Origin of the sequence: Rhizobium leguminosarum, from assembly GCF_002953715.1 — a bacterium.
GTDB lineage: Bacteria > Pseudomonadota > Alphaproteobacteria > Rhizobiales > Rhizobiaceae > Rhizobium > Rhizobium leguminosarum_V.
This window is the reverse complement of sequence record NZ_CP025015.1, coordinates 528275-543050: the sequence shown is the minus strand read 5'-3', so window position 1 is coordinate 543050 and position 14776 is coordinate 528275. Positions and strand designations below refer to the sequence as shown.

The 14776-nt window shown below is 60.3% G+C and carries 13 protein-coding genes; 6 read left to right on the top strand and 7 right to left on the bottom strand.

Going from position 1 to position 14776, the window contains the following annotated elements; translation table 11 throughout:
* Positions 1–127 precede the first annotated feature (127 nt).
* The 4 genes from CUJ84_RS34855 to traA form a co-directional block, all read right to left on the bottom strand.
* Positions 128–745 (bottom strand): TraH family protein, encoded by a 618-nt coding sequence (locus CUJ84_RS34855; RefSeq protein WP_105009999.1) that lies wholly within the window; start codon positions 743–745, stop codon positions 128–130.
* Positions 746–761: 16 nt separating this feature from the next.
* On the bottom strand, positions 762–1925 hold the full coding sequence (locus CUJ84_RS34850) for a conjugal transfer protein TraB (protein ID WP_105009998.1): 1164 nt from the start codon (positions 1923–1925) through the stop codon (positions 762–764).
* Positions 1915–2412 (bottom strand): conjugative transfer signal peptidase TraF, encoded by a 498-nt coding sequence (gene traF, locus CUJ84_RS34845; protein WP_245457639.1) that lies wholly within the window; start codon positions 2410–2412, stop codon positions 1915–1917. Before traF ends, CUJ84_RS34850 begins: the two co-directional genes overlap by 11 nt.
* A 65-nt stretch (positions 2413–2477) precedes the next feature.
* Positions 2478–5804 (bottom strand): Ti-type conjugative transfer relaxase TraA, encoded by a 3327-nt coding sequence (gene traA, locus CUJ84_RS34840; protein WP_105009996.1) that lies wholly within the window; start codon positions 5802–5804, stop codon positions 2478–2480.
* 253 nt (positions 5805–6057) lie between these two features.
* On the opposite strand from traA, the gene traC reads away from it, so the two are divergent.
* From traC to CUJ84_RS34820, 4 genes are all read left to right on the top strand, one after another.
* Entirely contained in the window at positions 6058–6351 is a 294-nt protein-coding gene (gene traC, locus CUJ84_RS34835; protein ID WP_105009995.1) for a conjugal transfer protein TraC, read from the top strand.
* 4 nt (positions 6352–6355) lie between these two features.
* A complete protein-coding gene (traD, locus tag CUJ84_RS34830) occupies positions 6356–6571 on the top strand; it encodes a type IV conjugative transfer system coupling protein TraD (protein WP_027668129.1) in 216 nt (71 codons plus the stop codon).
* Positions 6558–8492 carry a Ti-type conjugative transfer system protein TraG gene (gene traG / locus CUJ84_RS34825; protein ID WP_105009994.1) on the top strand — a complete coding sequence of 645 codons (1935 nt, stop codon included), beginning with the start codon at positions 6558–6560 and terminating at the stop codon, positions 8490–8492. The genes traD and traG overlap by 14 nt, the downstream gene beginning before the upstream one ends.
* Before the next feature lie 440 nt (positions 8493–8932).
* On the top strand, positions 8933–9379 hold the full coding sequence (locus CUJ84_RS34820) for a thermonuclease family protein (protein WP_432444937.1): 447 nt from the start codon (positions 8933–8935) through the stop codon (positions 9377–9379).
* Between the two features lie 241 nt (positions 9380–9620).
* Here CUJ84_RS34820 and CUJ84_RS34815 read toward each other — a convergent pair whose 3' ends face one another.
* Both CUJ84_RS34815 and CUJ84_RS34810 read right to left on the bottom strand, forming a co-directional pair.
* Positions 9621–10019 carry a hypothetical protein gene (locus CUJ84_RS34815; RefSeq protein ID WP_245457638.1) on the bottom strand — a complete coding sequence of 133 codons (399 nt, stop codon included), beginning with the start codon at positions 10017–10019 and terminating at the stop codon, positions 9621–9623.
* Positions 10020–10188: 169 nt separating this feature from the next.
* The gene (locus tag CUJ84_RS34810) at positions 10189–11256 is read right to left on the bottom strand and encodes an IS110 family transposase (RefSeq protein ID WP_105010036.1); all 1068 of its coding nucleotides are present in this window, start codon (positions 11254–11256) and stop codon (positions 10189–10191) included.
* A gap of 910 nt (positions 11257–12166) precedes the next feature.
* On the opposite strand from CUJ84_RS34810, the gene ltrA reads away from it, so the two are divergent.
* Both ltrA and CUJ84_RS34795 read left to right on the top strand, forming a co-directional pair.
* Complete coding sequence (gene ltrA / locus CUJ84_RS34805) at positions 12167–13654, top strand: group II intron reverse transcriptase/maturase (RefSeq protein ID WP_105009992.1); 1488 nt, start codon at positions 12167–12169, stop codon at positions 13652–13654.
* A 349-nt stretch (positions 13655–14003) separates the two neighbouring features.
* Positions 14004–14312: a WGR domain-containing protein gene (locus CUJ84_RS34795; RefSeq protein WP_105009990.1), complete on the top strand. Its 309-nt coding sequence runs from the start codon at positions 14004–14006 to the stop codon at positions 14310–14312.
* Between the two features lie 60 nt (positions 14313–14372).
* Here CUJ84_RS34795 and CUJ84_RS38550 read toward each other — a convergent pair whose 3' ends face one another.
* The gene (locus CUJ84_RS38550; RefSeq protein WP_018482048.1) at positions 14373–14546 is read right to left on the bottom strand and encodes a hypothetical protein; all 174 of its coding nucleotides are present in this window, start codon (positions 14544–14546) and stop codon (positions 14373–14375) included.
* Positions 14547–14776: the final 230 nt, after the last annotated feature.

The window sequence follows — 14776 nt, the reverse complement described above, 5'->3', positions numbered from 1 at the left end:
GCGGTTTGCTCGCAATCTGTCTCACTTTAATTTCATCCGTCGAAAGCACACTAATTTCATGCTTTGGAGCCGCGCTAAATTCTGGCTTGGCCGGAAGATGCCCCGCGAATGCGAGGTGAACTCAACGCTATTGCTGACCACCAATGCGGGAAAGATCGATCCGCATCCCCGCGCGTCCAACATCCTGTACCGTCCCTGGCTGTACGTCTTTCGGCGTCGCTTCCTCGCCATCCACTGACTCGGCGGGACGCGTCTCATCGCTTTGCTGCGGCGCTTCGATGGGTATTCCAGGATCCTCCGCCTGAAACACGCTCACGCCCTCGAACTCACCGGTCTTCCATGCATAAACCGCATCTTCAAAAATCTGCGGGAAGACGTCTTTGTTCGTGGGGTTGCCGTACCACTGGGCGACGATCCTGAGAACCTTGGCGAACATCGCCGTACCTTTGCGGAGGTTTTGGCAGGCATCCAGGAGGTCCGGCTTCAAATCAGTCGGTCCCTTGACGCCAACACCAGCAGGGTACTGTGTGATTCCAACGCGGACGACGGCAGTCCCCACATGTTGTTGCACGATCTCCATTGCCTCCTCGGCCGATGTCGCTTTCGGAACGAGTATCAATCGCCCCCCCGATTTGACGGTGACAGCGAGGGGATCATCCGAGCCCGCTGCTAGCACGAACTGCTCGACGATTGCGGGCTTTAGGGAAGGTTCCCCGCATTCTTTTATCAGGGCGGCGTCGAGCATGGTGTCTCCTGGGCACTCAGGTGTTGAAGGCAATAACGAGCGGTTTTGCGAAGAGCTTTGCCCATGCGGTGGTGGCGGCACGCTGGATCGAGACGATCGACGTCCCATCGGTCCACCAACCGTTCCCGACGGCAATGATGAAGTCAGGATCGTGCAGCACGGACTGAAGCACCGGCCAAACGATCAGTTGCTCATAACAGATCAATGGTGCCGCGCGGCCGCCACCGATGGAGACGACCGGGTTCGCAAAGAAATCCGACTTGGCACCGACACTCCCCCCGAACCAGGATCGCCACGGCTGCCACATCGAGCCGGGAACCGGCATGCGTTCGCGATAGAGGATGCGGTTGCCCTTCCCGTCGATCGCGACGAGGACATTGTTGTAGCCCGCGGGGTCGACCATCGCGGCGCCGGTGATGACTGTGGCATCACCATCGCTGAAAGCGCCTGTCCAAAGCCGCTCCACGGTCGGTGTCCAGAAGCCAAGCGCACTTTCCGGCAACACGACGTAGCGGGTGCCATCGCCCGCTGCTCCACGTACCGTGGCGATCATGTCACGGTGGCGTTGAAGACCGGCTTCGCGGCCGAGTGAAGCGCCCAGTTCCAGATCGACGCCGCGCCAGCCTTCCGGTAGTTTCGGGTCGGTCCATATTGCGGCGGACCACAGCCAAAAGCCAGTCAAGGCGATGGCGACAGCTGGCCAGATGCGGGTTACGAGGCCCGCAAGGCCAGCTGTCATAAGTCCAAGTCCCCACCATCCCCATCCCGGAAACAAAACGCCCGCGGCTGTGACGGGATGCGCCCAGCCCGTGATGCCGAACGGTGGGCTGGCCATGATGACGGCCGCAAGGAGATAGCGAAACGGACGAACTCCGCTGTTCTTCGTCCAGAGAACCGTATGCACGGCAACGAAGCTCAAAGACGCACACAACCAGAGCAAAAGACCCGGCCAAACGTCCGCCGCATAGAAGGTGGCAACGCCTTGCGGCAAACCACGTGATGCGGCCAGGAAATATGCAGCGGAGACAAGTGCTGCCCCCAATCTCGTTTGCGCGAGGGACCATAGAATTGGAAATCCCAGCGCGACGGGTAGAAGCAACACATGGCCGCTCCAGCCCACCACGCTGATCGCGATCGAAGCGAAAATCGGCAGCGCCGGCCGAAGGCAATCACGGGACATAGGTGAACACCTCCTGCGCCAGCCCGAGAATGCCGGAGATCGGCACTGGGCCAAAGTATCGGGAGTCGTAGGAGCCTGGGAACGCGGAATGCAGGAAGATAGAATCCGGCGGTACGATGCCACTCGTAAACGGCGTCAACGGCCGGCCTTTTCCATCTCGTAGCGCGAGTCTGGAAGAGGAAACCACCCGCCCATCCACGCTCACGCTGGCGCCGATTTCGGCATTCTGTCCTGCGACGGCGATTACTGTCTTGATCAACGGTGCGACGCCACCCGGGCAGGAACCGGAACGGAGATAGCCACGCGCTTGTGCCTCCCGCATTTCCGCCGTTGCCGGTGGGCAGATGAAGAGGAGGTCGCCAACTGCTGCCGGTCGATGAAGCGGGATGATGCGCCACAGGCCGAGTGGCTCGCTCGGTGTCAGATTGATGCGGTACCCGCCGGCGAGGGCAGTGCCGATCGCCAGTATGGCGACCGATGCGGCCATAAAAATGATTCCAGCCGCTCGTCGTTGTTGTCCGGTCATCGACCAACGTGTGCCTGCTCCTGTTGTCATTTGAGCGAGAGCCCCTGGCTCTTGGTTTGCCGCAGCGTCTCTGCCTGCTTGAGCGCTTCGGTCGTTCGTTCATGTGAGCCAAGCTGCTGGACTGTCCGCATGGAATTCCACGCGGACTGGACCTCCGCCTTCTGGCCAGGCGTCATGCCCGTTGTGACGGTTTCAAAGGTCTTGCCGCCGGCGTCTTTCGCGGCCAAAGGCAGGAATGTCCGTTCCCCAAAACGCTCCGACACAGCTTTCGCGAACCCTTCGAGTTCGGCCTTCACCATCTTGTCGGCCAGCGCATATTCGAGGCCAGCCGGGAGATCGTTGCGATCGATCGCATCGCGCACGCGCTCGAGCGTTTGTTTGGCGGATGGGGAGAGCGCAGGGATGTCGACGGAAACCTTGAGCCGGACCGCGCGCTCCTCCGTCTCATGTTTGAATTCGGCCTCGGCCCGCTCACGAAGGTAGCGTTCAAGATTTCGGGCGAGCGCCGGTACATTGGCGAGCGCTTTTTCCCGGTCCTGCTTGTCGCCACGGCTGGCGAGAAGACCGGTGTTGCCCTTGAGCGCGCCAAAGCTCTCTGGCTCGCCGGCAATCCTTGCCAGGGTGGACTGCGCGACCGACTGGTCCTTCAACATGGCATCGACATTGATCGCCTTGAAGGCAGCTTCCGGCTTCGCGTAGACGAGCTGGAAGCGGGTCGAGACGTCCTCCCATTGTTTCTTGAGGCCGGGATCGGCGGCGAGTTTGTCTTCGACAGCCTGGTCGAGCGATTTCGGGAAGGTGGTGATGCCTGACACCATGGGCTTGGCCTCCTTGATTGTGTCCGGGATGGAGTGTTTGTTGCTGCCGCGGACCAGTCCGAGCGCTTTGCCGATGGCGGCTAGACGGGCGCCGAGGTCGGCGAGCCTCGAGCTCTGCCGGACGGCCCATTGAAGCCGATCGTGTGCGATCGTGCGGGCGACGTTCATGAGGTGCAGGCCGCGGGCCTCGGCAAAGCGTAACGCCTGGCGATAGAGAGCGCTCTTCTCGTAGTCGAGGCTGGTTTCCTTGGCGTTCCGGCGCGACAGGATCGGGATAAGGCCGCCGGATTTCGCGAAGGAGCGACTGCCGTAGTAGACGGCGAGATCCTCACGATGGCGCGTCATAGCCACATAGGCCAGATGCCGGTCCAAAGATAGGGAAGCAAGCACCTTCACCCGGTCGACGGTCGCGCCCTGGCTCTTGTGGATCGTTGTCGCATAGCCGTGGTCGAGATTGTTGTAGAAGCGCTGCTCGACCGTGACCTGCCGGCGGTGCTCGCCTTCACCAACCTCGGCAACAATCCGGCCAGGAGCGGCTTCAAGCACCTTTGCGAGCATGCCGTTCTTGACGCCAAGGCTGCCCTCGTTCTTGAGGAACACGACCTGGTCGCCGGTCGCGAACATGCGAGTTCCGTCCTCTGTCTTGAACGCAAATCCGTCCGCGACGACGCCGCGTTCGACCAACTTGGCGCGCGCCATATCGTTAAGCATTCGGACGTCGCGGCGAAGGTGTGCGAGAATCAGGCTGGTCTTCGAAGGGTCGTAGTCCCGGTCCCAAGCTGCGATCAGGCTTTCGACGGCCTCGTCCTTCAGTCTCAAACCAAGCATTCGACCATGAGCGGTGTAGGCATCGACAGCCTTGCGGACATTGCCACGAGCGAGATCGAGCGAGGCGTCGCGCATCCATTGCTGGCGCTGACGATAGATCGTCTCGAGTTCGGCATAGCCGATGCGATCGGCGATCGCACGGAAGGCGGCACCCGCTTCGATCGGTTGCAGCTGTTCCGGATCGCCGACAAGGACGAGTTTGGCGCCGGCCTTGGTGACTGCTTCGACGAACAGCGCCATCTGCCGTGACGACACCATGCCGGCTTCGTCGAGCACGAAAACGCATCTGTCGTCGAGCTGGTTGCGACCCTGGTTCCAGCGAAGCTCCCACGACGACAGCGTGCGGGAAACGATGCCAGCTTCCTTCTCCAAACCTTCGGCGGCTTTGCCAGCCAACGCTCCGCCGACCACGCGATAGCCGGCCGTTTCCCACGCCTCGCGCGCAGCCTTCATCATCGTCGTCTTGCCGGCGCCGGCGCGGCCGATGACAGCGGCAATCCGCGTGGTCCCAGCGATATGCTCGATCGCCGTTCGCTGTTCATCCGACAGACGGGAATGGCGCGCGAAGGTCGCCTGCAGCACCGCCTCAGGGACGCCATGGGAGGCGCGACCGGAGAGCCAGATCGCGCGATTGGCCATCTCGGCTTCAAGGCGGATCATCTCGCGCGTGGTGTACTTCGCGGGTGTCCGAATACCTGTCGCAAAGTTGATCCGCTCGCGTTCGAGTCGGAGCGCTTCCGGACTTTGCAGAATGCGGACCATCAGACTTTGGAACAGAGCGACATCGTCGATATAGCGATACAAGACCTTCGCAACATCGCGTTCGTCGAAGACGCTCTTCTCCCGCGTGATCAGGTCGAGCACGATCTCCGGACGGCGCTGGATCCGGCGGGCGTTCTCGCTGCGGCGCTCCTCCTGAAGCTCGATGCGTTCGAGTTTGGGAGTCGAGGTCTCCGACTTGTGGTCGGATTGCTCGGCCTTGCGCTCGATGGCTTTGGCGCCGACGCCGAGGTGAATGGTTGGCTCGAGGTCGATACCCTGCTTTTCGAAGGAACGGCCATCGATGCGGATATCGAGGCCGGCAAGCGCCAGATGCCTATTCTGGCAGGCAAACCAGCCGTCGCGAAACGCATTGAAATCCTCAGTGCTACCGGCCCACAGCTCATAGACGATTTTGCCGGCGTCATTTCGGATTGGCTTGCCGTCCGGGCCGAGCACCGCGACCTTCTTCGAACCGAAACCGTCTTCGGTGAGCGGCCGCAATGTGGTCATGAGGTGGACGTGAGGATTGCCGGGGGCGTCGTGATAGACCCAGTCCGCGACCATGCCCTGCGCGGTGATGTGGCCCGCCACAAAGTCGCGCATGAGCGCGATGTTCTGCTCGGCCGTCAGCTCGAGCGGCAGGGCTATGGTGACGTCCTTGGCGAGCTGCGCGTCGGATCGCTTCTCGAAGCCCTCCACTTTATTCCAGAAGGCCTCGGATGCGCCGGCGACCGACCGATCGGCGATCATTGCTCGCAGCCACGCCGGCGCATCGGCGGGGATGATGAACTCCTCGTGCAGAAGGCCTTGCTTTCGCGTGTAGTCGATCGTCCGGGCTTCTCGCTCAAACTCCATCTTGGTGCAGTGCCGGTAAGCGGCCGACAGGACGGCGCTGCGGCCGGAGCCACGGGCGACGACGCTGACGGAGAAGTGAGGGACGGCCACGGCGGAGTTCTCTCCCGGTTGCGAACGAAATCAAAGGGTTCGTGGGGAGCGGCGGCCACCAGGCTCTCTCAGCAACACGTCGCGCCAGCGACGTATAATTGCGCCCTTGGAAGCCGCTCCTTCGGAACGGCCGGGATCATTCCCGAAAGCATCGCCCTTGGCGATTGTAGGATTCACAGTAGTGCGTTCCGCACTCCGGCCCGAAAAACTGGGTTCGAAAGACAAGCTTTCGCACCCAGGGAGACAGACGGACATGAAGAAGCCATCCTCGAAACTTCGCGACGAAATCGCCAAGCTGCAGGAACAGCTCAAGATCGCCGAGACCCGGGAAGCGGAACGCATCGGACGGATCGCGCTCAAGGCGGGCCTTGGCGAGATCGAGATCGACGAGGCGGAGCTTCAGGCAGCGTTTGAGCAACTGACCAAGCGATTTCGCGGAGGGCAGGGCGCTACGGCCGGAAAAGAAAGGGGAGGGGCAGCCGTCGTCTCGCAGCAAACCGCGCCGGTCACGTCTGGCGCGGACGCGGGCAGCGCTGGCGAGGCTTGAACGCATGGCGAGGACGATGACATCCGACGCCCGCAAGAAGGACACGCGGGAAAAGATCGAGCTCGGCGGACTGATCGTCAAGGCCGGTCTGCGCTACGAGAAGCGAGCGCTGTTGCTGGGCGCGCTGGTCGATGCAGTGCGCCGCGTCAAGAGTGACGATACCGAGCGGTCCAGGCTCACGGCAATCGGCGTGGAGGCCTTCGGCAATGACGATCAATAGGATTGCGCTCGCCGTCATGCCTGCGGCGTTGATGATCCTGGTCGTCATCGGAATGACCGGGATCGAGCAGTGGCTTTCCGGTTTCGGCAAGACCGAGGCCGCGCGACTGGCATGGGGGCGGGCGCGCATCGCCTTGCCCTATGCGGCCAGCGCGGCAATCGGTGTTTTGTTCCTGTTTGCGTGTGCCGGCTCGATCAACATCAAGCGAGCAGGTTGGGGCGTCCTCGCAGGATGCATCGGGACGATGTTGATCGCAGCAGTCCGCGAGACACTGCGCCTTAGCGCTTTGATGAAGACACTGCCGGCCGGCAAGACGGTTCTCGCCTATCTCGATCCAGCAACATCGATCGGCGCGAGCGCGGCGCTCTTATGTGCCGGCTTCGCACTCCGCGTGGCGCTCATCGGCAATGCGGCATTCGCAAGGGCCGAGCCGAAGCGCATTCAGGGCAAGCGAGCCCTGCATGGCGAGGCGGATTGGATGAAGCTCACAGAGGCGGCAAAGTTGTTTCCCGATGCCGGTGGCATCGTCATCGGCGAGCGCTATCGGGTCGACAAAGACATTGTCGGGAGCCAAGCGTTTCGCGCCGACAGCGCCGAAAACTGGGGCGCCGGCGGCAAGTCGCCGTTACTGTGCTTCGACGGCTCGTTCGGCTCGTCGCATGGAATCGTCTTTGCTGGTTCCGGTGGTTTCAAGACAACGTCGGTGACGATACCGACGGCACTCAAATGGGGCGGCACGCTGATTGTGCTCGATCCATCGAATGAGGTCGCACCGATGGTGTCCGCGCATCGCGGCGGAGCGGGAAGGGACGTGTTCGTTCTCGATCCGAGGAAGCCGGATATCGGCTTCAACGTCCTGGACTGGGTCGGACGTTTCGGTGGAACCAAGGAAGAGGATATTGCCTCGGTCGCATCGTGGATCATGAGCGACAGCGGCGGCGCGCGCGGTGTCCGTGACGACTTCTTTCGAGCGTCAGCTCTCCAGTTGCTCACGGCGCTCATCGCAGATGTCTGCTTGTCCGGTCACACGGACGAGAAGGATCAAACGCTTCGGCGGGTGCGCATGAATCTCTCTGAGCCGGAGCCGACATTGCGCAAACGGCTGCAAGACGTCTACGACAATTCGGGCTCGGATTTCGTGAAGGAAAACGTCGCTGCCTTCGTCAACCTGACGCCCGAAACCTTCTCCGGCGTCTACGCCAACGCGGTCAAGGAAACACACTGGCTTTCCTATCCGAATTATGCCGCCCTCGTATCCGGCAAGAAATTCTCGACCAGCGACATCGCCGCGGGAAAGACCGACGTCTTCATCAACATCGACCTCAAGACGTTGGAGACCCATTCGGGTCTTGCGCGAGTCATCATCGGCTCGTTTCTTAATGCGATTTACAATCGCGACGGACAGCTCAATGGGCGCGCCCTGTTTCTCCTCGATGAGGTCGCCCGGCTCGGCTACATGCGGATCCTCGAAACCGCGCGTGACGCCGGCCGCAAATACGGGATCGCGCTCACGATGATCTATCAGTCGATCGGCCAGATGCGCGAAACCTATGGCGGCCGCGACGCGGCAAGCAAGTGGTTCGAGAGTGCCAGCTGGATCTCGTTCGCGGCGATCAACGATCCGGAGACCGCCGAGTACATATCGAAACGCTGCGGCATGACGACGGTCGAGATCGACCAGGTCAGCCGCAGTTTCCAAGCGAAGGGGTCGTCACGAACGCGCTCGAAGCAGCTCGCGGCACGACCGCTGATCCAGCCGCACGAGGTTCTGCGCATGCGGGCGGACGAACAGATCATCTTCACCGCAGGAAACGCGCCACTCCGATGCGGACGAGCCATCTGGTTCCGGCGCGACGACATGAAAGCATGCGTGGGCACAAACAGGTTTCACATGGTCGGGGATACGCCAAAGCCTGCATGATCCAAGCCGGCGCGCGGTGCAACCGGGCAAGGCTGATCCAGGAAAAAGAAGAGTATCGGAGAAATCAGCATAGCGACGCCCGGCGGGCGGGATTTCGGGAATTCTCGTTGCGTGACGGGAGGAAAACAGGGCAGCCGCAGGAGCCTCAACATAGTGGCCCGAAGGGGAGGCGGGGTCGACTGCCCCCGCCCGTCACGCACCATTTTGCCGGCCACACCGCAGCCCGGAGCCAAGCTCCTCCGTAAACGCAGATGAAACCGGGTCCGACATAAGTTGAGACGAAACGAGGGGATCGGAAAGTGGCGAAATCAAATGTGGTTCCGTTTAGAAAGCCGCCGAAGGCCGGAGGCGGTCGCGACCGGCAGCGCGCGGGTGGAGGACTGCTGAGATCTGGGCGGAACAGATGGCGTAAACGCTCGACGGCAGTTCTATGCACCGTAATCATTGCTGTTGGGGGTTGGCTTGCCTATGGCGGCGCCGACGTTCTCCCCGATCTCGCCACTTTGGCCAAGAAACCGACGACGGATTCATTGTCGACCGCATTTTCGATCTGCGACGGAAGCCATCGAGCGAACTGCGTCGTCGACGGCGACACATTCTGGTTCAACGGCGAGAAAATCCGCATCGCCGACATCGATACGCCTGAACTCAGCCCGCCCCGGTGCGAGGCGGAACGGATAAAGGGTGAGGCGGCAAAATCCCGCCTGCTGACGCTGCTCAACGCTGGAAAATTCTCGCTAGCGGCCGGGTTCCGTGACGAAGACAAATATGGACGCAAACTGCGAACCGTATTTCGTGCAGGCAATTCGCTGGGCGATGCCTTGATCAAGGAAGGGCTTGCCCGATCATGGGATGGTGCCCGACACGGCTGGTGCCAGGGCGGGTGACAGCCATCATCACCTTCCCTGCACGGGAGAGGGATAGGGGTTTGGGGAAAGGGAGGAGGGAACCGTCCCCTTTCTCCCTGGGAGGAAGTTTGAAGGAGGGGTATTGCCCTTCCTTCATGGGGTGAGATTGAGAGGGGCGGCAGAGCCCCCTTTCATAGCCGCTCCGCTCGGTCGATCCGGCTGGAGGGGCTCATGTGAATAGGCAAAGACCACAGGCGACAAGCCGCCTCTGGTCTCGACATCAGTCGCTCGGATCGAAAGGCTCTTTGTCCTCAAGGCCGATGTGCCATCGTTTGTCGGACCACCGCGACGGGAGGTAGATCTCATCACCGCCGAAGTGCGCAATGATGATCTCGCTGGCCTCGTGGAACAAACCGAAATCGACCTTGTTGTCGACTGCCCAAAGCAGCGCTGCAGACAGAAACTTCCGCGAGATATCGGCAGGAAGATGCACTTCCGCATCGAAATTTCGGCGCAGTCGTTCAAAAGCCAATCCGGCTGTTGATCCGGCCGCTTCTGATCTTCTTCCACCACACGAGCGATTTGATGCTTTGTAGAACGCAAGGGGCAGAACACCACCATTTGGCGGCTTTTCCTTGGGTTCGGTTAAGTTTTGACCGGCATTCGCACCGATCGGCAAAGTCTCTCTTTCCGCCGGACAGATCGCTTTGCTGTCCTTCGGTTCTTGAACCAGTCTCCAATGCGTGACCTGATGCCTGGGGCTTCGGTCACAGAGTGGCGTTCGGCTCCCGGTTTCCCATTCTCCTTGAGAAGCGCAACCCAGTTCTACCGGGCTCGCTAGACTGCCATCAGGACAACCGGGATATCGTCGACGCGCCTTCCATGGTGCTTTCGCCGCGCGGCTCGTAGGCGCGCTGGTCACGCAGGATCTGGAAGGCGATCGTCAAAAGCTTGCGCGCGATGGCAACCCGCGCCTTGTTTACTCCTTTGATCTTCAGATGCTCGTATTGGGCGCGCAGCTGCGGATCGCTGGCGATGGCAGGTGTTACCGCCTCGACGAAGGCCCAGCGCAGCCACTTGTTGCCCTGCTTGATGATCTTGCCGTGGAAGGTCTTGCCGCCGGAGGAATGGGTCGACGGCACAAGCCCGGCATAGGCGGCAAGCTTCTTCGAGTGGCGGAACCGCGATATGTCGTCGATCTCCGCATCGATCAGCCGGGCGAAGAACTCGCCGATGCCGGGGATCGTCTTCAACAGCTTGACGTTGGCATTGGCCTTGGTCATCGCCCGGATCGTTGCTTCCGACTGTTTGATCCGCATGTCGATGTCGCCGATGAAGGCGAGACCACGGTCAATCTGGATGCGGTCGATCTCAGAGACGTTCACTTGAGCCAGCTGGACGCGGCCGGCCTTGCCAAACAGGTCGCCAAGCTTCTTCAATTGCGCCGTCTGCTCCGGATAGCGGTCGAACACCGTGACGATGCGGTTCTTGGTCATCGTGCGCAGCCGCACGTAAAACATCCGCTCGCGCAGCGCGACGCGAAGGTCCCGCGATCTCTCGCTTGGCGCCCAGGCTTCGGGTACCAGATCGGCTCTGAGCAGATGTGCCAGCACCGTCGCGTCGATCTTGTCGGTCTTGATCTTGGCGTCGGCGATCGCCTTGACCTTCAGCGGATGAGCGAGAACGACATCATCACAAATGTCGTCGAGCCAGTCGTACATCACCATCCAGTTGCGCGTCGCTTCGACAACCGCATGCGAGTTCTCCCGATAGCGCTCGAGAAACCCGCCCAGCGACTGTCGGTCGTTCTTCACCCGGCCGGATCTCAGCGTCTTGCCGCTGCTGTCCTGAACCACCAGGTGGCTGTAGGATTTGTGGTAGTCGACCCCGATATGGTATTCATAAGAGGCAGTCATGCTTCCAACTCCCTTATTGAGATCTTCGAAACCCCAATAGGATAAGCCGAAAGGCTGGAAGTGTGACTGTCCCTCGATCATCATCTGCATCTCAGTGATCCGTTCTCTCAACGGGCGCGGCCTCTTTCATGCCACCTCCTTTTCGTTTTCTGACGAAAGGTGTCCGCACCGTAGTCCGTGAGGGGTCAGGGACCGCGGAACGCGGCCGCCCTGCGGCGAGCGGAGGAACCGATTTTCTCTGTGCCGCTTGCGGCGTTGGGAAAATTGGAGGGGTCGCGATGTCCTTGACGCCGGAGTGCGACCTGAAAGTCGCATGAATCTCTGTTTCGAGAGGAGACCACGTGATGTGAACTTTACGAAACCGACCGTTCCATCGGTCGTTCCCTACCCGAACATGCGAAGTTGGCAACGACTCCGTGTGGAGCTTCGGGGACAACGTAACCACCGGGTGACCGGTTCACCGAACCGTGAGGCGAAGTGGAAACTGCCAGCACAAAGGCGGTGAGGTGCAAGGGATGAGCAATGACGACCAACACAAGTGAACTTCCGATAAACGCCGTAACAAGGAACAAGCCAAATGTGCTGACAGGCTTGAACCAAAAGGTGTGCAGCAAGGTGTGGTCCTTTCCGGTTGGACCTCCATGGACGGAAAGCTGCTGGCGAAAAGGAAGGGTCCGACTGGCTCTGAGATTCATGCGGAACAGGGTAAGCCCATAGCGCTGCCGGTAACGGCAGGCGAACCGTAAGGAACGCTGTTGGTGTTGTGGGTAAAGGAAGGCGGAGAAAGCGAAGGCCCGGCTGTAATGGTCGAGATACGGGCTGCAACATCGCCCGACACGAAAGTGGGCAGACTTCCGCCCGGTCATTCATGGCGAGAGAACATGACTAATTGCTGGACGAGGAAAAGCAGATGACGGCAATCGATGCGAAAGCAGCGAATGCTGGTGCGTCCTCGCACGGAGGGCAGATGTGGGATCAGACAAACTGGTCGCAGATTGAAGCAACCGTGAAGCGACTTCAAGTGCGTATCGCCAAGGCCACTCGCGAAGGCCGATGGGGTAAGGTAAAAGCCTTGCAACGTCTGCTGACCCGCTCGCACAGCGGCAAGATGCTGGCTGTGAAGCGGGTGACGGAGAATCGCGGGAAGAAAACGCCGGGAGTGGACGGAGAAATCTGGACAACCCCGGTGGCCAGATGGAAGGGAGTAATGTCGCTGCGGCATCACGGCTACCGTACGATGCCGTTGCGACGCGTTTATATGAGTAACGGCAAGAAGCGCCCGCTCGGGATACCCCGTATGCTGTGCCGCGCAATGCAAGCCTTATGGAAGCTTGCGCTGGAACCAGTGACGGAGACCTTGGCGGACCCGAATTCCTATGGATTTCGGCCCAAACGCTCAACAGCCGACGCCATTGAGCAGTGCTTCATCACGTTGGCAAGACGAAAGTCCGCCACGTGGATTCTAGAGGGCGATATCAAAAGCTGTTTCGATGAAATCAGCCATGATTACATCCTCGAGCATATGCCTATGGACAAGGCGATCCTGCGGAAGTGGCTTCAAGCCGGATACATTGAAGAGGGAACTCTGTTCGAGACGCGGGCGGGAACCCCGCAAGGGGGCGTGATTTCGCCCACAATCGCTAACAGAGTGTTGGACGGGCTTGAGGCCGCAGTCGATGCAAGCGTGGGATCGTCGAAATCCACGTACCGAAAAGCCAAACCCCACGTCATCCGTTATGCCGACGACTTTATTGTAACCAGTGCATCGAAAGAGGTGCTGGAACACAAGGTCTTGCCGGCGATCAGGAAATACCTGACTGTTCGCGGACTGGAACTCTCGGACGAGAAAACCAGAATCACGAACATTGCGGATGGTTTCGATTTTCTGGGCCAGAATGTGCGAAAGTACAACGGCAAACTCCTCATCACGCCGTCCAAACACAGCGTCAAGGCGCTGCTGGATAAGGTCCGGAGAATTATCAAAGGCAACGCTGCCATCGCGCAGGAGGGATTGATACAAATGCTGAACCCGATCATTCGGGGATGGGCGATGTATCACCGCCATGTCGTGGCGAAGGCGACCTTCTCTTCGATAGACTTCTACATCTGGCGCATGCTCTGGAGATGGGCGTGCCGACGACACCCCAACAAAGGAGCACGGTGGATCAGGAGAAGGTATTTCCAGGTCACCGGTAGCCAATCATGGGATTTCAGCACGGAAGACGCCAAGTATGGGCTTGTCCGCGCAGCGGCTGTCTCAATCAAGAGGCACGCCAAAATCCCGGCGTTGGCGAACCCGTTCGATCCCACATGGGATACCTACTTCGCCCACCGTCAGAACGCGAAACATACCGCCGGGGAGCCCGGTGTCACAACGTGGCGCTGGAGAATGGCTTGAGCCGGGTGCGAAGTGATCCGCACGCCCGGTTCTTAGGGGGCGGCGGGGCAGCAATGCCCCGCTGCTACCCGACACGGCGGGTGCAAAATGGGTGTCAGAGAGAGATAGAACCGCGCCCTGAAGGGACGCGACCGCTTGCCATCTCCGATGGCGACGGGAGGCTCCGGCTGTCTCCGGACAATGAGATTTCGCAGAGGCATGCTTCTTGCTGCGAGAGGATCGTAACCCGGCGGGGCGGAGACCGCGTGCGGGCTCCGGTCGCGGTGCGACCAGAGCCGTGCGCCATCGGCGCCTCGCCCAAGCCCCATTCTTCACGAAAATGAATCGGTCGCATCTGTAGGATTCACATATGTCGTTGGACGTAGCGGCGCCGTGTGACGATCATGCCGGCATGATTTCGCAGCCCTACCAGCTCTATATCGAACGAACAGATCCAGCCAAGAACATGGCGCGGTATTATGCCATGGAGATCGAGCAGACGATGTTCGGAGAGGCTTGCCTAACCCGGAGATGGGGAAGGATCGGCAAGCGTGGACAGGAAAAACAGCATGTGTTCGAACGGGAGGAGGAGGCGGTTCGCTTGTTCCTTGAGCTGTTGAAGCAAAAACGTGGTCGCGGCTATCGCCCAAAAACAACCTGCCGATATTCGCCGAGCTGACGATGATTGTCTTCCGCGTTCCAGCTGGTAGAAGGGGCCGCTGAAGCGGCCCACGGCGTGTTATTCGCGCCGGTTCCAGTCGGTCTCGAACGACGCCTCGATCTCGACGAAGAACGGAATCTTGATGGCCAGTTTCAGGCCGAGTTTCCCCTTGCGGAAGTAGTGACAGATCACCTTGCCGAGGGTGCGGAGCCGACGGCCGGTGGCGGTGAGGAACTGAGCGAGCTGTTGCACGGTATTTTCTCCTTTCGAAATGCGGATATCGCGGGGATAGGCCGCATGGCGGACAAGGAGGGACGCACCTGAAAGGCCGAAACGATGGTGAAGGACCTGCCAGCGCCAAGAATTTGGCACGCGAGGAGCCGCAATACGGCGGGGAAAATTCTGGTGCCGGCAGGTTGCGGGCGACGGACGGGATGCAGCATCCCCCATGTCGATGACGGTAGATCGAAAGGAGAGTCGCA